18 protein-coding genes are annotated in these 20,608 nt (G+C 72.4%); 14 read left to right on the top strand and 4 right to left on the bottom strand.

The window, feature by feature from the left end:
• Nucleotides 1-61 precede the first annotated feature (61 nt).
• Nucleotides 62-508 carry a nitric oxide-sensing transcriptional repressor NsrR gene (gene nsrR, locus KUM32_RS00920; protein ID WP_217139788.1) on the bottom strand — a complete coding sequence of 149 codons (447 nt, stop codon included), beginning with the start codon at nt 506-508 and terminating at the stop codon, nt 62-64.
• Nucleotides 509-656: 148 nt separating this feature from the next.
• Between nsrR and KUM32_RS00915 the strand changes: the two genes are divergently transcribed.
• From KUM32_RS00915 to KUM32_RS00875, 9 genes are all read left to right on the top strand, one after another.
• Nucleotides 657-1,088: a hypothetical protein gene (locus KUM32_RS00915; RefSeq protein WP_217139787.1), complete on the top strand. Its 432-nt coding sequence runs from the start codon at nt 657-659 to the stop codon at nt 1,086-1,088.
• Between the two features lie 423 nt (nt 1,089-1,511).
• Nucleotides 1,512-3,128: an ATP-binding protein gene (locus tag KUM32_RS00910; protein WP_217139786.1), complete on the top strand. Its 1,617-nt coding sequence runs from the start codon at nt 1,512-1,514 to the stop codon at nt 3,126-3,128.
• On the top strand, nt 3,125-3,532 hold the full coding sequence (locus KUM32_RS00905) for a roadblock/LC7 domain-containing protein (RefSeq protein WP_217139785.1): 408 nt from the start codon (nt 3,125-3,127) through the stop codon (nt 3,530-3,532). The genes KUM32_RS00910 and KUM32_RS00905 overlap by 4 nt, the downstream gene beginning before the upstream one ends.
• Entirely contained in the window at nt 3,529-3,873 is a 345-nt protein-coding gene (locus KUM32_RS00900) for a DUF742 domain-containing protein (RefSeq protein ID WP_217139784.1), read from the top strand. The genes KUM32_RS00905 and KUM32_RS00900 overlap by 4 nt, the downstream gene beginning before the upstream one ends.
• Nucleotides 3,854-4,471 carry an ATP/GTP-binding protein gene (locus KUM32_RS00895; RefSeq protein ID WP_217139783.1) on the top strand — a complete coding sequence of 206 codons (618 nt, stop codon included), beginning with the start codon at nt 3,854-3,856 and terminating at the stop codon, nt 4,469-4,471. The genes KUM32_RS00900 and KUM32_RS00895 overlap by 20 nt, the downstream gene beginning before the upstream one ends.
• Nucleotides 4,468-5,700: a cytochrome P450 gene (locus tag KUM32_RS00890; protein ID WP_217139782.1), complete on the top strand. Its 1,233-nt coding sequence runs from the start codon at nt 4,468-4,470 to the stop codon at nt 5,698-5,700. Before KUM32_RS00895 ends, KUM32_RS00890 begins: the two co-directional genes overlap by 4 nt.
• The gene (locus tag KUM32_RS00885; RefSeq protein WP_217139781.1) at nt 5,697-6,920 is read left to right on the top strand and encodes a cytochrome P450; all 1,224 of its coding nucleotides are present in this window, start codon (nt 5,697-5,699) and stop codon (nt 6,918-6,920) included. The genes KUM32_RS00890 and KUM32_RS00885 overlap by 4 nt, the downstream gene beginning before the upstream one ends.
• A gap of 123 nt (nt 6,921-7,043) precedes the next feature.
• Complete coding sequence (locus KUM32_RS00880) at nt 7,044-7,445, top strand: hypothetical protein (protein ID WP_217139780.1); 402 nt, start codon at nt 7,044-7,046, stop codon at nt 7,443-7,445.
• 189 nt (nt 7,446-7,634) lie between these two features.
• Nucleotides 7,635-8,432, top strand: a complete 798-nt coding sequence (locus KUM32_RS00875; RefSeq protein WP_217139779.1) for a ribonuclease BN — start codon at nt 7,635-7,637, stop codon at nt 8,430-8,432.
• Between the two features lie 66 nt (nt 8,433-8,498).
• Here the strand turns inward: KUM32_RS00875 and KUM32_RS00870 are convergent, their stop codons facing one another.
• The 3 genes from KUM32_RS00870 to KUM32_RS00860 form a co-directional block, all read right to left on the bottom strand.
• Complete coding sequence (locus KUM32_RS00870) at nt 8,499-9,650, bottom strand: SDR family oxidoreductase (RefSeq protein WP_217139778.1); 1,152 nt, start codon at nt 9,648-9,650, stop codon at nt 8,499-8,501.
• Nucleotides 9,647-11,449 carry a thiamine pyrophosphate-requiring protein gene (locus KUM32_RS00865; protein WP_217139777.1) on the bottom strand — a complete coding sequence of 601 codons (1,803 nt, stop codon included), beginning with the start codon at nt 11,447-11,449 and terminating at the stop codon, nt 9,647-9,649. The genes KUM32_RS00870 and KUM32_RS00865 overlap by 4 nt, the downstream gene beginning before the upstream one ends.
• Before the next feature lie 186 nt (nt 11,450-11,635).
• Nucleotides 11,636-12,703, bottom strand: coding sequence for a LacI family DNA-binding transcriptional regulator (locus tag KUM32_RS00860; protein WP_374227470.1), 1,068 nt, complete (start codon nt 12,701-12,703; stop codon nt 11,636-11,638).
• A gap of 194 nt (nt 12,704-12,897) precedes the next feature.
• Here KUM32_RS00860 and KUM32_RS00855 point away from each other — a divergent pair, with 194 nt between their 5' ends.
• From KUM32_RS00855 to KUM32_RS00835, 5 genes are all read left to right on the top strand, one after another.
• Complete coding sequence (locus KUM32_RS00855) at nt 12,898-13,824, top strand: carbohydrate ABC transporter permease (RefSeq protein ID WP_217139776.1); 927 nt, start codon at nt 12,898-12,900, stop codon at nt 13,822-13,824.
• 7 nt (nt 13,825-13,831) lie between these two features.
• Complete coding sequence (locus tag KUM32_RS00850) at nt 13,832-14,782, top strand: carbohydrate ABC transporter permease (protein ID WP_217139775.1); 951 nt, start codon at nt 13,832-13,834, stop codon at nt 14,780-14,782.
• Between the two features lie 84 nt (nt 14,783-14,866).
• The gene (locus tag KUM32_RS00845; protein WP_217139774.1) at nt 14,867-16,207 is read left to right on the top strand and encodes a sugar ABC transporter substrate-binding protein; all 1,341 of its coding nucleotides are present in this window, start codon (nt 14,867-14,869) and stop codon (nt 16,205-16,207) included.
• 84 nt (nt 16,208-16,291) lie between these two features.
• Complete coding sequence (locus KUM32_RS00840) at nt 16,292-18,337, top strand: beta-galactosidase (RefSeq protein WP_217139773.1); 2,046 nt, start codon at nt 16,292-16,294, stop codon at nt 18,335-18,337.
• A gap of 162 nt (nt 18,338-18,499) precedes the next feature.
• Nucleotides 18,500-20,545, top strand: coding sequence for a glycoside hydrolase (locus KUM32_RS00835; protein WP_217139772.1), 2,046 nt, complete (start codon nt 18,500-18,502; stop codon nt 20,543-20,545).
• Nucleotides 20,546-20,608: the final 63 nt, after the last annotated feature.

The raw sequence follows: 20,608 nt of genomic DNA, 5'->3' as shown, positions 1-20,608 counted from the left end.
GTAGATAATATTCGTGTTTTACGTCACGGCTCGGCGCGTCGGCAGCCCGTCCGTGCGCCCCTCAGGCGGAGGTGCGGTCCGAAAGGCCGATCAGGACCGGGCCGGTCGGCGAGGCGACGAGGTCCGCCACGGTCAGCGGGTCGAGCGCCGCGTAGAACGCCTCCTGGGCGTCGCGCAGCGCGCCCCGCAGCCGGCAGGCCCCTCGCAGCGGGCACGGCGTCTCCCCCTCGCAGGAGACCACCTCGCCGTCGCCCTCCAGCTCGCGCACCAGCCAGCCCACCGAGGCACGCCTGCCCAGGTCGGTCAGCGTCAGCCCGCCGCCGCGCCCGCGCCGCGCCTCCACCACGCCGAGGTGCCGCAGGCGCGTGATGGCCTTCGCCGCGTGCGTGTACGGCACGCCCACGACCTCGGCCACCTCACGGGTGGCCGGCGGGTCGTCACCTTCCCCCAGGACCGCCAGGCGCATGACGGAACGCAGGGCCAGGTCGGTGAACTTCGTCAGCCTCACGACCAGGACGCTATCAAATACGCATGCTAGGTTCGTCTTTACTTCCGGCGGTGACCCTGTGGACTGCGTCACGACGGGCCAGGCCGGGGCCGGCCGCCCACCCGGGCGGTCCGTCGGCACAGTCGAGCACTTCGGACGGTGACACCGGATGGCAGCGGAAGACAGCGGCTCCACCCTCCCGGCGGCGGGCCCCGCCCTCCCCCGGGTCCTGTGCGACACCGCGGAGCTCCTGTCGTCCGGCGTCGACGCGTCGGCCGGCGCGCTGTGGAAGCTCGCGGAGCCGGGGCGGCAGCTCGACGCCAACGTCGTCCGGATCCCCCCGGCGGGGCGGGTCGACACCCACACCGAACCGGACCTCGACGTCCTGGTACTGGTCCTCGACGGCGAGGCCGCCCTCCTGTGCGCCGACGGCGAGCGCCCCCTGCGTGCCGGCGCCCTGGCCTGGCTGCCCCACGGTGCGACGCGCGGTGTCCTGGCCGGCCCGGACGGGGTGACGTACCTGACCGTGCACCGACGCCGCCCCGGTATGCGGATCCAGCCGCCCGAGGCCGCCGACCGGCTCCGGCCGGATGCCGGCTGACATCACGGTCAGAGCCGGTGCGGGCCACCGGGGGTGACCGGCGAGGGGCATGCCGGGGCCGCCCCGACAAGCTCCGGCACCAGCCCCCGGGCGGTGCGCGGGTCATCGCCCGGACAGCTCGGCTGCTCGGTCGCCGTCAGGGCGGCCTTCCCCGCGCTCCACCGGCGTCGGCCCGTCCCGCGTCCGTCGGACGGACCACGGGTGCGGCTGCGGACGGCGGACGGCAGACGGCAGACGGCAGACAGCAGACAGCCGGGAACTGACGGAACGAGCCCGGCGATTGATCGGTTTTCCCCATCCTCCGATCACAAACTCTCGTATAGTGATCGCCAGTTGCGCGCCGTGTGATGGCTGCCCGCTGCCCGCCCGCGCCCCCAAGGACGACACGAGGGCCGCTCCGGCGGCCTGGCGAGGACCCGATTGATGACCGCGCCCGCCCGCCCCCGCGACCGAACCGCTTCCCGCGCCCTCGCAGTCGTGGGCCTGCCCTGCGCGGTGGTCTCGGCGCTCGTCGTCGGCGGTTCCGTCGCCGCGGCGCCGTCCTCCGTGCGCCTCCCGCTCGCCCTGGGCGCGAGTGCCGCGGCGATCCTGCTCTGCGCCGCCGTGACCGTGGCCGTGCACGCCGCCCGCGGGGAACGGGTCACCCGCCGACTGCTGGACGCCGCCCGCGCGGACGCCGAAGGGCTCGCCCAGGAACGGCTACGGCTGGCCGAGCGGGCGCGTCAGGAGCGGGAGCGCCTGCGGGCGGAGGCCGATCGTGAACGGGCCCGCCTCGTGGTGGAGTTCGACCGCGAGCGGGGGCGGCTCACGGACGGCTTCGAGCAGGAGCGGGTGCGTCTCGCCGAACAGCGGGACCAGGAGGTCGCCCGGCTCACCGAGGAGGCCGGCCGGCTGCGGGCGCGGCTCGACCGGGCCGACGGTGAGCGGGCCGCCGCGGTCTCCGCGACCGCCAACGCGGCCGCCCGGATGCAGGCGCTGGCCACCGGGATGCTCGCCGACCTGCGCGCGATGGAGGAACGGCACAGCGACGAGGACGTCCTGGCCGACCTGCTCCACCTCGACCACCGCACCGCGCAGGCCGGCCGGCTCGCCGACTCCGTCGCCGTCCTCACGGGGGCCCGCTCCGGACGCCGTTGGGCGCGGCCCATCGGCATGGAGTCCATTCTGCGCGGCGCCATGGGACGTATCGCCGGCTACCAGCGGGTGCGCGTGCACTCGGCCAGCGACGCCGCGGTCGCGGGACACGCCGCCGAGGGCGTCATGCACGCCCTGGCCGAACTCCTCGACAACGCCGCGAACTTCTCCCCGCCGACCGCCGAGGTCCACGTGTACGTCGAGGAGGTGCCCGCCGGCGTCATCGTGTCCGTGGAGGACAGCGGCCTGGTGATGGGCGAGGTGCAGTTGCGCCGGGCCCAGCAGGCGGTGTCCGGCGCGTCCGCCGGACTCGGCGGCCTGACGGGCACCCGGCTGGGTCTCGCCGTGGTGGGCCGGCTGTCCCTCAAGTACGGGCTGAAGGTGTCCTTCCGGCCGTCCGCGCGCGGCGGTACGGGCGTGCTGATGCTCGTGCCCCAGGACCTCCTGAGCGGCCCGGCCGCCTCCGACGGCCCGGTGGCGCACCCCCTGCCCACGGTCCCGGTCGCTCCGCCCCGCGCCTCCGCACCGCCCGCCGAGCCGGCCGGCCCCGCCGACGTGGATCCCGAGCCGCTGCCCGCCCACGAGTCGTCGGACCGCGGGCCGGACGCGACGACCGGGTCCGCCGAGCCGGTCACGGGGCTGCCCAGGCGCCGCCGCGGCCGTACCCTCGCCGAGGCGGAACGCGCCCGCGCCGCCCGGTCCACCGAGCCGCGCACCACGCCGCCCGCCGGCGACGCGAAGGCACGCGCGGCCCGCTTCAGCAGCTTCCGCCAGGCCGTACGGGCCACCGGCCCCGCGCGGGACGGTGCCCCGCGGGCGGAGCCCGCCGCCCCCGCACCGGCCGAGACGGCCCCCGATCACCCGTCCCACTCGCACGCGCACCCGGAAGGCGACACCACCCCATGACCGGCTCGACCACCGCCGACGAGAAGCTCACCTGGCTCATCGAGGGCCTCCTGGAGCGCACGCCGGGTGCGCGGCACGCACTCGTCCTCTCCCGTGACGGCCTCAAGCTGTGCCGCACCCCGGAGCTCTCCGTCGACCAGGCCGACCAGCTCGCCGCGATCGCCGCCGGCATCCAGTCGCTGTCCCACGGCGCCTCCGTGGAGTTCGGCGACGGCAGCGGCGGGGTGCGCTCGGCCATGACCGAGTTCTACGGCGGCGTCCTGTTCATCGTGGAGGCCGGTGAGGGCGCGCACCTCGCCGTGGTCACCTCCGAGGACGCGGACGCGGGACTCGTCGGGCACAACATGAGCGAGTTCGTCGAGCAGCTCGGCGAGCACCTCACCGCGCGGCCCCGTACGTCATGAGCCGCCCCGGCAGGGACGACGCGCCCGACCGCCTCTACACCGTCACCCAGGGACGCAGCCGATCGGGCCCCGACAACCCCTTCGACCTGGTCACCCTCGTGGTCGCCGAGTGCGAGCCGACGCCCGGCATGCAGTCGGAGCACGCGGCGATCCTCAGGATGACCGAAGCCCCCACGGCCGTGGTGGAGATCGCCGCCGAACTGCGGCTCCCGGTGAGCATCACCAAGATCCTGCTTTCCGACCTGCACGCCACGGGCCGTGTGAGCGCGCGCCACCCCAAGGCAGCCGTCCCCGATCCCGACATCCTGGAGCAGGTGCTCGTTGGACTCCGCAATCTCTGACGCCCGCACCCCCCTGGGTGCGTCCGCCGACAACGGCCTGAAGATCGTGGTCGTGGGCGGGTTCGGCGTCGGCAAGACGACCATGGTCCGCTCGGTCAGCGAGATCCGCCCCCTCAACACCGAGGAGACGATGACGCAGGCCGGCGAGGCGGTCGACGACATCAGCGAGGTGCGCGGCAAGACCGCGACGACCGTGGCCTTCGACTTCGGCCGGATCAGCCTCGACGCGCACAACGTGCTGTACCTGTTCGGCGCGCCCGGACAGGAACGGTTCTGGTTCCTGTGGGACCGGCTGTTCTCCGGCACGCTCGGCGCGGTGGTCCTCGTCGACACCCGCCGCATCGACGACTCCTGGTACGCCATCGACCGCCTGGAGCACCACGGAACGCCGTTCATCGTCGCCTGCAACGACTTCGGCGGGCCCCAGCACCCGCCCGAGGCCGTACGCACTGCCCTCGACCTGGATCCGCGGGTGCCGCTCGTCTCCTGCGACGCACGGTCCCGCGAGTCCGCCAAGCACGTGCTGATCACGCTCGTCGAGCACCTCCAGGCCCACTACGCCGGCCAGGCGGCCCGGCCCCGACAGGAGTTCGTGTGAGCACCGACGCCCCCTCCGCCGTACCGCTCAGCGGCCCCCGCTTCCAGACCGAACCCGCCCTGCTGTACCGGCAGATGCGGCGTGAGCACGGTGCCGTCACACCTGTGCTCCTGGACGGGGACGTCCCCGCCTGGCTGGTGCTGGGTTACCGCGAACTGCACCAGGTGACCGGCGATCCGGTGCTGTTCAGCCGGGACTCCGACCTGTGGAACCAGTGGGAGAACATCCCCGACGACTGGCCCCTGCTGCCGATGATCGGCCGCAAGCAGCCGTCGATCCTCTACACGGTCGGCGAGCGGCACCGCGAACGCGCCGCCATGATCAGCGACGCGCTGGAGGCCGTCGACCCGCACGTCCTGCGCGGCCACGCCGAACGGTTCGCCGACGAACTCGTCGACCGGCTCTGCGCCAAGGGCGAGGCCGATCTGGTCGGCGACTACGCCATGCTGCTGCCGGTACGCGTGCTGGCCCGTCTGTACGGCTTCTCCGACGAGCAGGGACCGGCCCTGGTCACGGCCCTCAACGACATGATCGACGGCAGGGAGCGGGCCATCGCCGGCCAGACGCACCTCGCCACGTCGATGGGGCGGCTGCTCGCCGAGCGGAAGGCGGCGCCCGCCGACGACGTCGCGTCCCGGATGCTGGCCGACGACAGCGGCTTCAGCGAGGAGGAGGTCGCCCAGGACCTCATGGTGATGATGGCCGCGGGCCACCAGCCCACGGCGGACTGGATCGGCAACTCGCTGCGCCTGATGCTGACCGACGACCGCTTCGCCGCCTCCCTCTTCGGTGGCCGCAACAGCGTCGCCGAGGCCATGAACGAGGTGCTGTGGGAGGACACGCCCACGCAGAACGTGGCCGGCCGGTGGGCCTCGCGCGACACCCGGCTCGGCGGGCGCCACATCCGCGCCGGTGACCTGGTGCTGCTCGGGCTGCAGGGCGCCAACTCCGACCCGCAGATCCGCACCGACGGCTCCGCGCTCACCGGCGGCAACAACGCGCACTTCTCCTTCGGCCACGGCGAGCACCGCTGCCCCTTTCCCGCGCAGGAGGTCGCCGAGGTCATCGCGCGGACCGGCATCGAGGTCGTCCTCGACCGGCTGCCGGACATCGACCTGGCCGTACCGGCCGGGTCCCTCACCCGTCGCCCCTCGCCCTGGCTGCGGGGGCTGACCGAGTTGCCCGTGCGGTTCACCCCGACCACTGCCCTGGGAGGCACGTCAGCATGACGACCGGCACCGAAGAAGCGCGGATCCCGCTGGATCCGTTCGTCACCGACCTGGACGGCGAGAGCGCCCGGCTGCGCGCGGCCGGGCCGCTCGCGGCGGTGGAGCTGCCGGGCGGTGTGCCCGTCTGGGCGGTGACCCACCACGCGGAGGCCAAGTCGCTCCTCACCGACCCCCGGCTGGTCAAGGACATCAACGTGTGGGGGGCGTGGCAGCGCGGCGAGATCCCCGCGGACTGGCCGCTGATCGGGCTGGCCAACCCCGGCCGCTCCATGCTCACCGTGGACGGCGCCGAGCACCGCCGGCTGCGTACGCTCGTCGCGCAGGCGCTCACGGCGCGCCGGGTGGAGCACATGCGCGAGCGGATCACCGAGCTCACCGTCCGGCTGCTGGACGAGTTGCCCGCGGACGGCGGCGTGGTGGACCTCAAGTCGGCCTTCGCCTACCCGCTGCCGATGTACGTCATCGCCGACCTGATGGGCATCGAGGAGGCGCGGCTGCCGCGGCTGAAGGTGCTGTTCGAGAAGTTCTTCTCGACGCAGACGCCCCCGGCGGAGGTCGTCGCGACCCTCACCGAGCTGGCCGGGATCATGGCCGACACGGTCGCCGCGAAGCGCGCCGCGCCCGGCGACGACCTGACCAGCGCGCTGATCCTCGCCTCCGAGGACGGCGACCACCTCAGCGACGAGGAGATCGTCTCCACGCTCCAGCTGATGGTGGCCGCCGGCCACGAGACCACGATCTCGCTCATCGTGAACGCCGTGGTCAACCTGTCCGCACATCCCGGACAGCGGGACCTGGTGCTGTCCGGGGAGGCGGACTGGTCCGCGGTGATCGAGGAGACGCTGCGCTACTCGACCCCGACCTCGCACGTCCTGATCCGTTTCGCGACCGAGGACGTCCCGGTCGGCGACAAGGTGCTGCCCGCCGGGGACGCGCTGATCGTGTCGTACGGCGCGCTGGGCCGGGACGAGCGGGCGCACGGTCCGACGGCGGGCGAGTTCGACATCACCCGCGCCTCGCGCAACCGGCACATCTCCTTCGGGCACGGCCCCCACGTGTGCCCCGGCGCGGCCCTGTCGCGCCTGGAGGCCGGCGTGGCGCTCCCCGCGCTCTACGCCCGTTTCCCGCGCCTGGACCTGGCGGTGCCGGTGTCGGACCTGCGCAACAAGCCGGTGGTCACGCAGAACGACCTGTTCGAGCTGCCGGTCAGGCTGGCGTAGCGTCGCCCGGTCACCCGCGGGGCGTTTGCTCCCCGCCCTGCGGGTAACTCCGGCATTCCGGACGCCGAACTCGTTTCCGGCACACCGGCGTCGACACTGCTGTGTGGCATCCCGGGAGTCGCTATGTGGAAGCGCAAGAGCAGGAAGGGCCGGCGGCCCGCGAAGCCGGTCCCCATCGAACTGTGCGACCTGTGCGCCAGGGTCTTCCCGAAGGACGAGTCCGTGAGCGGATACGTACCGGACTCCTCCGCGGCGCACACCACCAACGAGTGGTTCGACGGGCTGCGGCTCATCACCGCGTGCTGCGACGACCACTTCGACGCGATCAAGAAGGACTACGCGGACCGGCCCTTCGTGCAGGAGGAGCTGTGGGCGGCGAAACTCACCCGGGCCCTGACCACGGGCCCGCCGGCGCTCTCCATGGACCAGCTCGGCTGCCGGACCGGCCTTCAGGAGCCGCAGATACGCGCCGCCATCGCCTGGCACAACGAGCGCATGCGCGAGCAGCAGCGCATGGACCCCTGACTCCGCGCCCCTGACTCCGCGCCCCTGACCAGGCGCCCTCGCCGTTCGATCCGTGCGAAGGCCGTCGCGGCACGGCGGTCCGCGGCGGCGGAGACCGGCGACCGGGTGACGCGACGTTTGTCCGGCGCGCCGCCGGGTCATTCAGTTCCGCGTCCGCGCGCCATCGAAAGGACGCCCGAGGAGCAGCCCGTGAACCGGTTGTGGCGGCCGTTCCACCGTGTGTGGGACCGGCTGGCCGCGTCCGCCCTCGTCCGCCGGGGCCGGGAGCTGGAGCTGATGCACCGGGCCATGGGCTTCGCCACCCTGGCCCTGGTGACGCTGGCGCCGCTGCTGATCGTGGTGGCCGCCGCCGATCCCCTGGGGCGGGGGGGTTTCGCGTCCTGGCTGGCCGACGGCATGGGGCTGTCCGGCCGGTCCGCCCGGGTGCTGACCGACATCATCAGCCCGCCGACCAAGGTCATCGGCACCACGAGCGTGTGGGGCGGTATCGCGCTCGCCGTGTTCGGCGTGTCCTTCGCGGCCAGCGTGCAGAACGGCTACGAGCGCGTCTGGGGGCTGCCCTCCGGCCCGTGGCACCGCGTCTGGCGCCAGCTGACCTGGGTGGTCGCCCTGACCGCCTACCTCTACCAGGAGGTGCAGACGCGGACCGCTCTGCACGGGACGGCACGGATCGCGCTGTCCACGGCGACGGGCATGCTGTTCTTCTGGTGGGGCCAGCACTTCCTGCTGGGCAGCCAGGTCCGCTGGCGGGACCTGCTGCCGGGGGCGCTCGCGACCATGGTGGGCCTGATCGGCCTGCGCGGTTTCTCCTTCCTCGTCTTCACCCCGCTCATCCTCGACAACGCGATCAGCTACGGCACGGTCGGCATCGTGCTCGTGGTGGAGTCCTGGCTGATCGGGGTCGGATTCGTCGTCTTCGGGGGCGCGATGGTCGGTCACTGGTTCTGCGAGCACCACTGGTGGACCCGCCACATCGACCGGCAGTGACCCTTCCCGCCGGCGACCGTTCCCGCCGGCACGCGCTGGCCCGCAGCCCGTCGCGCCGGCCGGTCGTCAGCCGTGCGGCAGCCCCTCCCGGGCCGTCGCCCACGCGCTCCGGCCGGAACGGGCGGCCCACCGCGGCAAAGCCGCCGTCCGGCCGCCGCGGGACCGTCGGCGCACGCCGTCGGCCACCGCCGCGGCGACGGTTCCGGTCACGGCGGCGGCCAGGGCGAGCGGGCGGCGGTGGCGGGAGATCCAGAACTGGACGCTGCGCGCGTGGGACTCGTCGTCGAAGACGCCGTGCGCGCCGTAGTCGGCCGGCGCGGTGCCGTCCGGCGGCTTCCAGAGGTTGACCGGCCGCGCCGGGTCGACCGGCTGGTCGGTCTGCTGTCCTTCGTAACCGGTGCGGGCCAGGTAGCGGTCCAGCAGTCCCGGGACGACCTTCTGGCCGAGCAGGGTGGCGACGGTGGAGCCGCCCACCCAGTACTCGCGCCGCCCGGGATGGTCGGCGGCGTACAGGACCGCCTCGGCGGCGACCTCGGGCTGGTAGACGGGAGCCACCGGGCGCGGATGCCGGGGCAGCCGGGTGAGGACCCAGCTGAACTGCGGGGTGTTGAGCCCGGGCATCTGGACCATGGTCACCCGCACCCCGCTGCGGTCGTGCAGCAGCTCGCAGCGCAGGGACGCGGTGAACCCCTGGATGGCGTGCTTGGCCCCGCAGTAGGCCGCCTGGAGCGGGACGCTGCGCTGCGCCAGCGCCGACCCCACCTGGACGATGGTGCCGCGATCGCGGGGCATCATGCGCCGCAGGGCGGCCTGGGTGCCGTGGACGAAGCCGAGGTAGGTCACCTCCGTGGCCCGTTTCAGCTCTTCGGGCCTGATCTCGGGCACGGGCGCGAAGACCGTCGAGAACGCCGCGTTCACCCAGACGTCGATCGGGCCGAGCTCCTCCTCGATCCGGTCGGCCGCCGCGTCCACCGCCACCGGGTCGGAGACGTCCACGACCAGCGGCAGCGCGCGACCGCCGGCCTCCCGGACCTCCTCGGCCGCCCGTTCCAGGGCGTACTCGCCGCGCGCGAGCAGGGCCACGGCGCTCCCGCGGGCGCCGAAGGCCCGTGCGGTGGCGCGGCCGACGCCGCCGCTCGCCCCGGTGACGACCACGACACCGGGGCCGCCCGCCCGGTCGTGCCGGCCGCTACGCCGGACCCGTCGCCCGCCGCTCACTTCCGGCCCCGGCCCGGGAGGTGCTCGGCGTACTCGGTGAGCTTCTGGCGTACGCCCTTGGTGGCGATCCCGGTGAGCTGCGGGTCGTGCAGCGCCGCCTTGATGGCCTTCTTGCCCTGGTCCTTCATGATGTGGGGCGGGATCGGCGCGATCTCCGCGTCGACCTTGAACTCCAGGACCACGGGCCGGCCGGCGGCGAGCGCCTCGTCCCAGGCGGCACCGACCTTCTTCGGGTCGGCGCAGACGATGCCCTTGAGGCCGAGGAGTTCGGCGTAGGCGGCGTAGGGGACGTCGGGGATGTCCTGGGAGCCCGGATACTTGGGATCGCCCGCCATGGCGCGCTGCTCCCAGGTGACCTGGTTGAGGTCCTGGTTGTTGAAGACGCAGAAGACGAGCGGGGCAGGCCCGGACAGGCGGTCCAGGTACCGCTTGACGGTGATCATCTCGTTCATGCCGTTCATCTGGAAGGCGCCGTCCCCGATGAAGGCGATCACCGGCCGGTCGGGGTACGCGAACCGCGCCGCGATCGCGTAGGGCGTCCCGGGGCCCATGGTGGCGAGCGTGCCGGACAGGGAGGCCCGCATGCCGTCGCGGAGCATGAGGTGGCGTGCCCACCAGTTGGTGCCCGAGCCGGAGTCCGCCGTCAGGATGACGCCGTCCGGCAGCCGCGGGGACAGCTCGGCGGCGACGGACTGGGGGTTGATCGTCTTGCCGAAGTGCTCGCCCGCCCAGCGGTCGCACAGGTCGTGCCACTCCCGGACGTCCTTCTCGATCTTCTCCCGCCAGCCGCGGTCCTTCTTGCGCTGGAGCATGGGGATCAACGCGCGCAGGGTCTCCCTGGAGTCGCCGACGAGGTGCGCGTCCATCGGGTAGCGGATGCCGATCATGCGGCCGTCGATGTCGATCTCGACGCCCCGGGCCTGTCCCTCCTCGGGCAGCCACTCGGAGTACGGGAAGCTGCTGCCGACCATGAGCAGGGTGTCGCAGCCCTGCATCATGTTGTCGCTGGCCTTGCTGCCCAGCAGTCCGATGGGGCCGGTGACGTAGGGCAGGTCGTCGGGCAGGACCTCGCGGCCGAGCAGTGCCTTGGCGACGCCGGCGCCGAGCAGTTCGGCCACCTCGGCCACCTCGGCCTCGGCGTTCGCCGCGCCCTGGCCGACCAGCATGGCGACCTTGTCGCCCGCGTTGAGGACGTCGGCGGCCCTGCGCAGTTCGTCGAGGTCGGGCAGGACCCGGGGGCGGCTCCAGCCCACGCTGGAGAAGACGGAGCCGTGCTCCCTGGGCGGGGAGGGCTGGGCCTCCTCCTCCTGCACGTCGTTGGGGATGATGATCGTGGCGACCCCGCGGGTGGTCAGCGCGGTCTTGAAGGCGCGGTCGATCACGTGCCGGGCCTGGCCCGGGTGGACGACCATCTGACAGTACTCGGACACGTCCGCGAACAGCTGGTCGAGGGCGATCTCCTGCTGGTAGTGGGTACCCAGCGACAGCCGCTTCTGCTGGCCGACCACGGCCACCACGGGCTGGTGGTCGAGCTTGGCGTCGTACAGACCGTTGAGCAGGTGTACCGCGCCCGGACCCGACGTGGCGACGCAGCACCCCACCTCACCGGTGAACTTCGCGTGCCCGCAGGCCATGAACGCGGCCATCTCCTCGTGCCGCGCCTGGATGAACTCCGGGTCTCCGTCAGCGCGGTCGAACGCGCCGAGCAGACCGTTGATGCCGTCGCCCGGATAGCCGTACACACGCTGGACGCCCCACTCGGACAGGCGCTGGAGCACATAGTCGGCGACTTGGGTCATGGAGCTCTCCTGGGCGTGGGGGAACGACGACGGGCTTCTGGAGTTGCCTTCCCCGGCGGTCGGTAAACCGGACGGCACTCACCCGTTCGGCCGCCGACCGGCCGTCGACCCGCCGCGGACCGGCCTGGGCCGGCCCGGACCGCCGCGTGGAAGCCGAACGCAAAGGCGGCCCTCGGCCCCGCGTCCTCACCTCCGCGGCGCCGCCGTGCTCGCCCGGGTCACCAGTCGGGTCGGTACCAGCGTCGTGCCCCGCTCCGGGCCGTCATGGCGCATCTTGCGCAGCACGGCCTGCACGCAGAGCCGCCCCACCTCGGCGAAGTCCTGGTGGACGGTGGTCAGCGGCGGCAGGAAGGAGCCGGACTCGGCGATGTCGTCGAAGCCGATGACGCTGACGTCCTCGGGGACGCGCCGGCCGCGTTCGTGCAGGGCGCGCATCAGGCCGAGGGCCATCTGGTCGTTGGCCGCGAAGACGGCCGTGCACTCCTCGCGGGCGGCGAGTTCCAGGCCGGCCCGGTAGCCGGACTCCGCCGACCAGTCGCCCCGTACGAGGGGCGGCGTGGTGCGGCCCGCCTCGGTGAGCGTGCGGCGCCAGGCGTCCGTGCGGCGCTGGGCGGCGAAGGAGCCCTCCGGCCCGCCCAGGTGCCACACCGTGTCGTGCCCGAGGTCCAGCAGATGCCGCACGGCGGCGCGGGTGCCGCCGGCCTGGTCGGTGTCGACGACCGTGTAGTGGTCGCCGGCGTCGGAGTCGACCACGACGACCTGGACGTGGGGCGGCAGTTTGAGGGTCGCGGCGTCCAGCAGGTGGACCTCCATGATGACGATCACCGCGTCGACGGCCAGTTCCTCCAGCCGCGAGAACGCGCCCCGCACCTCGTCCTGGGTGGGGACGGCGACCGGCAGCAGCGTCACCGCGTAACCCTCGCTCGCCGCGGAGGTGGCGATGGCCTCCAGCGTGCGCACGTTGCCCGTGGTCGCCAGCGAGAAGGTGATGACGCCGATGGTGCGGAACTCTCCGCGCTTGAGCGCCCTGGCCGCGCTGTTGGGCCGGTAGCCCAGCTCCTTCATGGCCGCCAGCACCTGCTGCCGGGTCTCCTCGGTCACCCCGGCGTAGCCGTTGGAGACGCGGGAGACGGTCTGCGAGGAGACCCCCGCCAGCCGGGCCACGTCCGCCATGGACGCCGTCGGTACCCGGCCGCCCCGCCGGCGTCGCGTGCCCTCGTCCCGGGCGCCCGCGACTCCCTCAGCCGTGTCCACTTGCCGTCCGCCACCTCTCCGCACCTGTTCGAGTCCCGGTTCCCGACGGACCCTTGACCGTCGTCCTCGGGGCAGTGTAGACATGCCGCCATCCAATGTTTACGTAAACATAACACCTCTCGGACCCCTTCCCGGGCATCGGATGTTTACGCAAACATGATGAGCCTCCAGGACATGGACGAGCGAGGAACGACATGACGACGCTGCAACCGCGGGCCGCCGCCGAACCGCGGCCTGCCCCACCCCCGGCGAGGCGGGACCGCCGCTCCTGGACGGGGTGGGGGTTCCTCGGTCCTTTCGTGGCCGTGTTCGCCCTGGTCTTCCTCGCGCCGATCGCGTACTCGGTCTACCTGAGCCTCTTCCGCGACCAGCTCATCGGCGGCACCACGTTCGTCGGCCTGGACAACTACTCCCAGGCACTGGAGGACGAGCAGTTCTGGGCCTCGCTCGGCCGGGTCTCGCTCTTCCTGGCCGTCCAGGTGCCGATCATGCTCGGCATCGCGCTGCTGGTGGCTCTGGCGCTGGACAGCGGGCGGCTGTACGGCCGGGACTTCTTCCGCATCTCCATCTTCCTGCCGTACGCCGTGCCCGCCGTGGTGGCCACCCTGATGTGGGGCTTCATGTACGGCACCCGCTTCGGCCTGGTCGGTGACATCAACAGCGCGCTGGGCGTCTCGCTGCCCGACCCGCTCTCCCCCGGCCTGGTGCTGGCCTCCATCGGCAACATCGTGACCTGGGAGTTCGTCGGCTACAACATGCTGATCTTCTACTCGGCGCTGCGCGTCATCCCGCACTCGCTGTACGAGGCGGCGCAGATCGACGGCGCCGGGCAGATCCGCGTGATCACGGCCATCAAGCTCCCGGCCATCCGCGGCGCCCTGGTCATCGCCACGATCTTCTCGATCATCGGCAGCTTCCAGCTCTTCAACGAGCCCAGCATCCTGCAGGCCCTGGCCCCCAACGCCATCACCACCGACTACACGCCGAACCACTACACGTACTCGCTGTCCTTCAACGGGCAGCAGCACAACTACTCCGCGACGGTCGCCATCGTCATGGGGCTGATCACGATGGTCATCGCCTACGTCGTCCAGCTGCGCGGCATGCGCAAGGGAGTGTGAAGCAGCGATGACCAGTCCCGTCGTCACCGCCTCCGACCGTTCCGCGCCCGCGTCGCCCGGCGCGCCGGGCTCCGTGCCCCGGCTGCGCGCCCCCCGGCGCCGGCACTCCGCCGACAAGCCCCGGCGCAGCGTCCTGCTGACCGTCCTCACCTCCCTGGTGCTGCTGTACAGCCTGGTGCCGCTCATCTGGCTGGCCATCAGCGCCACCAAGACGCAGGAGGGACTGTCCCGTTCCTTCGGTCTGTGGTTCGACGGCGACTTCGCGCTGTGGGACAACATCACCGAGACGTTCACCTACAACGACGGCGTCTTCACCCGCTGGCTGCTGAACACCCTGCTGTACGTGGGGCTGGGGGCGGGCGGCGCCACCTTCCTCGCCGTGCTCGGCGGCTACGCGCTCGCCAAGTTCGACTTCCCCGGCCGGCGTGCCGTCTTCGCCGTCGTCATCGGCGCGGTGGCCGTGCCGGGTACCGCGCTGGCGGTGCCGACCTTCCTGATGTTCAGCAAGATGGGGCTCACCAACACCCCCTGGGCGGTGATCATCCCGTCCCTGATCTCGCCGTTCGGCCTGTATCTGATGTGGGTGTTCGCCACCGAGGCCATCCCGGCCGAGCTGATGGAGGCCGCCCGCATCGACGGCGCCGGCGAGGTGCGCACCTTCTTCCAGGTCGCCCTGCCGCTGCTGGCGCCCGGCATCGTCACCGTTCTCCTCTTCACCATGGTCGCGACCTGGAACAACTACTTCCTGCCGCTGGTCATGCTGAAGGACCCCGACTGGTATCCGCTGACGCTGGGCCTGAACAGCTGGAACGCCCAGGCCGCGACCGCCGGCGGCGAGGCCGTCTTCAACCTGGTCGTCACCGGGTCGCTCATCACCATCCTGCCGCTGATCGCCGCGTTCCTGCTGCTCCAGAAGTACTGGCAGTCGGGACTGGCCGCCGGAAGCGTCAAGGAGTAGCCGCCCGCCCGCTCCCCCTCTCACTTTGCCCCTCACAACCCTCAACGGTGCCGGTTCCGGCCACGAAGAAGTGGAAGCACACCCATGCCCAAGCACTCGCGCCGCCTGCTGCGCGGCATAGGCCTCGTCTGCGCCCTCGCCCTCGGGGCGACCGCCTGCGGCTCCGACGACGGGGAGTCGAGCCAGAAGGCGCTCTCCCCGGCGGACATCCAGGCGGCCCTGAAGAAGGGCGGTACCCTCACGGTCTGGGCGTGGGAGCCCACGCTCAAGCAGGTGGCCTCCGACTTCGAGAAGGAACACCCCGGCGTCAAGGTCGACCTCGTCAACGCGGGCACCCACAACGACCAGTACACGGCCCTCCAGAACGCCATCTCGGCGAAGAAGGGCGTTCCGGACGTCGCCCAGATCGAGTACTACGCGATGGGCCAGTACACGCTGACCAAGCAGCTGACCGACCTCAAGGCCTTCGGCGCCGACAAGCTGTCCGCCTCGTTCTCCCCCGGCCCGTGGAACGGGGTGAAGGCCGGCGGCGACGGCGTGTACGCCCTGCCGATGGACTCCGGTCCGATGGCGCTGTTCTACAACAAGAAGGTCTTCGACAAGTACGACATCAAGGTGCCCACGACCTGGGCCGAGTACCTGGACGCGGCCCGCGCCCTGCACAAGGCCGACCCGAAGGCGTACATCACCGCCGACATCGGCGACGCCGGGGCCACCACCAGCATGCTCTGGCAGGCCGGTTCGCGCCCCTACACCGTCGACGGCACCAAGGTGAAGATCGACTTCTCGGACCAGGGCGCCAAGACGTACACCGGCACCTGGCAGAAGCTCATCGACGAGAAGCTGCTCGCCCCCGTCAACTCCTGGACCGACGAGTGGTACAAGGGCCTGGGCGACGGCACCATCGCCACCCTCGCCACCGGCGCCTGGATGCCCGCCAACCTCGCCTCGGGTGTGAAGGACGCCGCCGGTGACTGGCGGGTCGCCCCGCTGCCGCAGTGGACCGCGGGCGCCAAGGCGAGCGCGGAGAACGGCGGCAGCGCGCTGGCCCTGCCGGAGCTGGGCGAGAACGAGGCGCTGGCCTACGCCTTCGTCGAGTACGCCAACGCGGGCAAGGGCGTGCAGACCCGCCTGGAGAGCGGCGCCTTCCCGGCGACCACCGCGGATCTGCGGTCCACGAGGTTCCAGGACACCGCCTTCCCCTACTTCGGCGGCCAGAAGGCCAACAAGATCTTCGCCGAGTCCGCCGCGAACGTCGCCGACGACTGGTCGTACCTGCCCTACCAGGTGTACGCGAACTCGGTCTTCAACGACACCGTCGGCAAGGCCTACGTCTCCGGCACCACGCTGGCCGAAGGCCTGAAGTCCTGGCAGGACGCCTCCGTCAAGTACGGCACGGAGCAGGGCTTCACCGTCGAGAAGTAACACGCGATGCGGCGGCCCGCAGCAGGGCGGCGCGGCTCCCGCGCCGCCCTGCGCACCGCTCGCCCCCACACCGGAAGGACCGCCATGATCTCCACCCTCCTGTCCCGTCTCCAGCCCACGCAGGACGGTACGCCCGCCTCCCGTCTCGCCTTCGGCGCCGACTACAACCCCGAGCAGTGGCCCCGGGAGGTGTGGGAGGAGGACGTCCGGCTGATGCGCGAGGCCGGCGTGAACATCGTGTCGCTCGGCATCTTCTCCTGGGCCCGCATCCAACCCGGTCCCGAAACCTGGGACTTCGCCTGGCTCGACGAGGTCATGGACCTCCTCCACGAGAACGGCGTCGGCGTCGACCTGGCCACCGCCACCGCCTCCCCGCCGCCCTGGCTGACCACCGCGCACCCGGAGATCCTCCCGGTCACCGACCGCGGCGAGACGCTGTGGCCGGGCGCGCGCCAGCACTGGCGCCCCACCTCACCGGTCTTCCGCGAGCACGCCCTGCGCCTGGTCCGGGAGTTGGCGACCCGCTACGCGGGCCACCCGGCCCTGGTCGCCTGGCACGTCAACAACGAGCTGGGCTGCCACAACGTGTACGACTACTCCGACGACGCGGCCCGCGCCTTCCGTGACTGGCTGCGCGCGCGGTACGGCACGCTGGACGCCCTCAACCACGCCTGGGGCACGGCGTTCTGGTCGCAGCGCTACAGCGACTGGGAGCAGATCCTGCCGCCGCGGCTGGCCGCCTCGCACCCGAACCCGACCCAGCAGCTGGACTTCAAGCGGTTCTCCTCGGACGCGCTCAAGGACCACCTGCGCGCGGAGCGGGACCTCCTGCGGGAGCTGACACCCGACGTCCCCGTCACCACCAACTTCATGGTGATGCCCGGCACCAAGGGCATGAACTACGCCGACTGGGCGGGGGAGGTGGACTTCGTCGCCAACGACCACTACGTCGTGCCGAGCCCCCGGGACCGCGACGAGCTGTCGTTCTCGGCGAACCTGACCAGCGGCATCGCCGGGGGCCGGCCCTGGTTCCTGATGGAGCACTCGACCAGTGCCGTCAACTGGCAGCCGGTGAACCTGGCCAAGCGGCCGGGTGAGCTGGCCAGGGACTCGCTGACGCACGTGGCGCACGGCGCCGACGCGGTCTGCTTCTTCCAGTGGCGCCAGTCGGCGGCGGGCGCCGAGAAGTACCACTCGGCGATGGTCCCGCACGCCGGCGCCGACAGCGACCTCTTCCGCGCGGTCGCCGCGCTCGGCGACACGCTCAAGACGCTGGCGCCGGTCGCCGGGAGCGAGCGGGAGGCCGCCGAGGTCGGCATCCTCTTCGACTGGGAGTCGTGGTGGGCGAGCGAGCAGGACTCGCACCCCACGTCGCTGCTCGACTACCACCGGGAGGCGCTCGACTGGTACTCCGCGCTGCTCTCCCTCGGCATCCGCGCCGACGTCGTCACCACCGGCGCCGACCTGAGCCGGCACCGGGTGCTGATCGCGCCCGTGCTGCACCTGGTCCCGGCCGAGCTCGCCAAGGACCTCACGCGCTACGCCGAGCAGGGCGGCCACCTGGTCACCACGTACTTCTCCGGCGTCGTCGACGAGAACGACCACGTCTGGCTCGGCGGCTACCCGGGCGCCCTGCGGGAGCTGCTCGGCATCCGCATCGAGGAGTTCGGCCCGCTGCCCGCCGGGCAGACCGTGGAGCTGGACGACGCGAGCACCGGGGACCTGTGGACCGACCACATCACCGCCACCGCGCCCGGGACCGAGGTCCTCGCCCACTACCGCACCGGCACGCACGCGGGCCGCCCGGCCGTCACCCGGCGTCCGGCGGGCGGCGGTTCGGCCGCCTACGTCTCCACCCGGCTCGGCGCCGACGGGCTCGCCGCGCTGCTGCCGAGGTTGCTGGAACCGGCCGGCGTGGCGAGCGAACTGCCCGCCGAGGTGCGCGGCTCGGTGGAGGTCACGGTGCGCCGCGGCCCCGGGGGCCGGTTCCGGTTCCTGGTCAACCGGACCGACGAGACCGTGACCGTCCCGGGGCTCACCGGAGAGGTCCTGGTGGGCGGCACCGGCGCCGACGGCGCCGTCGTCCTCGCGCCGCGGGGCGTCGCCGTGCTGCGCACGCCCACCGCCTGAGCCACACCGGCCCGTCCGGGAGCGGCCGAGGACCCGTACCGCCACCGCACCACCCACGACTCCCCGGAGCGGCACGCACCCGCTCCGGGGCCGCCCCCTCCTGCCCTAAACCGGGCGGGAGGGGCCACCGCAGCGACCACACCTGTCAGTTGGGAGCACACGATGGCACGCCGTACCCGCAGCAGACGCCTCCTCGGGGCCGCCGCCCTGACCGCCCTGGCCACGGGGGCCGCATCGATCAGCGTCCCGGCCCAGGCCGAACCGGCCACGGCCACCGCCTCCGTCACCGTGCGGCCGGACCCGTCGTACCAGCAGGAGAAGTTCGAGGGCTGGGGCACCAGCCTGGTCTGGTTCGCCAACGCGACCGGCGACTACCCGCCCGAGATCCGCGAGAAGCTGGCCCGGCTCCTGTTCGACGACGACGGCCTCGGGCTGAACATCGCCCGCTACAACATCGGCGGCGGCAACGCGCCGGACGTCAAGGACTACCTGCGGGCCGGCGGCGCCGTCGAGGGCTGGTGGAAGGCGCCCGCCGGCACCACCCGCGAGGACACCGGCTGGTGGAGCGCCGACGACCCGGCCGACTGGAACAAGGACGCCGACGCGACCCAGCGCTGGTGGGTCGAGCGCATCAAGGACGACATCGACCACTGGGAGACGTTCAGCAACTCGCCGCCCTGGTTCATGACGGTCAGCGGCTACGTCTCCGGCGGCTTCGACTCCTCCGCCGACCAGCTCAGGTCCGAGTCGGTCGACGACTTCGCCGCCTACCTGGCCGGCGCGACCCGGCGGCTGGAGCAGGCGGAGGGCATCGAGGTCGACACGGTCGACCCGTTCAACGAACCCAACACCCCCTACTGGGGCACCACTCTGGGCGCGGACGGCGAACCCGTCGGCGGCCGGCAGGAAGGGGCCCACATGGGTCCCGAGCTCCAGCGCGAGGTCCTGCGCGCCCTGGCCCCAGCGCTGAAGAAGGCCAAGGTCAAGGCGGACATCTCGGCGATGGACGAGACCAACCCGGGCACCTTCGCCAAGAACTGGAGCGCCTACTCCCCGGCCGACCGTGACCTGGTCGGCCAGATGAACGTCCACACCTACGGCACCGGGCAGCGCACCACCGTGCGCGACCTGTCCAAGGCGGCCGGCAAGCCGCTGTGGATGAGCGAGGTGGGCGGCGACTGGGGCGACGGCCAGGACTTCGAGGACATGCGCCCCGGTCTCGGCCTCGCCCAGCAGATCGTGGACGACCTGCGCGAACTGGAGCCGCGCGCCTGGGTGTTCTGGCAGCCCGTCGAGGACTACGACAACATGAGGCCGGGCGGCGAGTCCGCCAAGGGCGGCAACTGGGGCAGCATCCAGATCCCGTTCAGCTGCACCGCCGAGGACACGCTCGAGACCTGCCCGATCCGGACCAACACCAAGTTCGACACGGCCCGCAACTTCACCCACTTCATCAAGCCCGGTGACCGGCTGATCAAGACGGACGACACCTCCAGCGCCGCCGCCGTCACCCGCGACGGCAAGGGCGCCTCGCTCGTCCACGTCAACCGCACCACCGAGGCCCGCACGGTCACCATCGACCTGTCGAAGTTCCGCGACGTGCGCCGCGGGGCGACCGTCACCCCGGTCGTGACCAGCGCCGACGGCAAGCTCGAGCAGCGAGCCCCGATCAGGGTCGAGGACCGCGCGGCCACCTTCACCGTGCCCGCGCAGTCCGTGACCTCCTTCGCGGTCAAGGGCGTCTCGGGCGTCGCGGAGGACGCCGCCCTGCTGCGCAAGGGCCACACCTACACGCTGACCGGCGTGCAGAGCGGCAAGCCCGTCACCGTCGCGGACAACGGCACGAACCTGGTACTGGGCGCCGAGGCCGGAAGCGCCCGGCAGTGGCGGCTGAGCGCGGTGCGCCACGACGACGGCGTCCGCGACCGTTACGTCTTCACCGACCCGGAGGACGGCACGCGGCTGGCCGTACGCGACGACGTCCCGGTGGCCGAACCCGACCGGGGCGGGCGCGACGCGGCCGCCGAGTGGATCGTGTCGACCACCGGTGACGGCACCTGGACGCTGGTCAACGCCGGCACCGGCCGCCTCCTCGAGGTCGGCGGCCAGGCCACCCACGCGGGCGCGGCCGTCACGACGTGGCCGCCCAACTCCGGCGCGAACCAGCGCTGGACCGTGACGGACGTGACCGCCACGAGCACCGGCTGACAACCACCGCACACGCGGCCGGCTCCGTCCGCACCGCCCCTCCGCGGTGCGGACGGAGCCGGC

The sequence above is a fragment of the Streptomyces sp. AC627_RSS907 genome (genome assembly GCF_019049165.1).
Note: the sequence above shows the minus strand (reverse complement) of the source record. Positions and strands in the feature narration are given on the sequence as shown.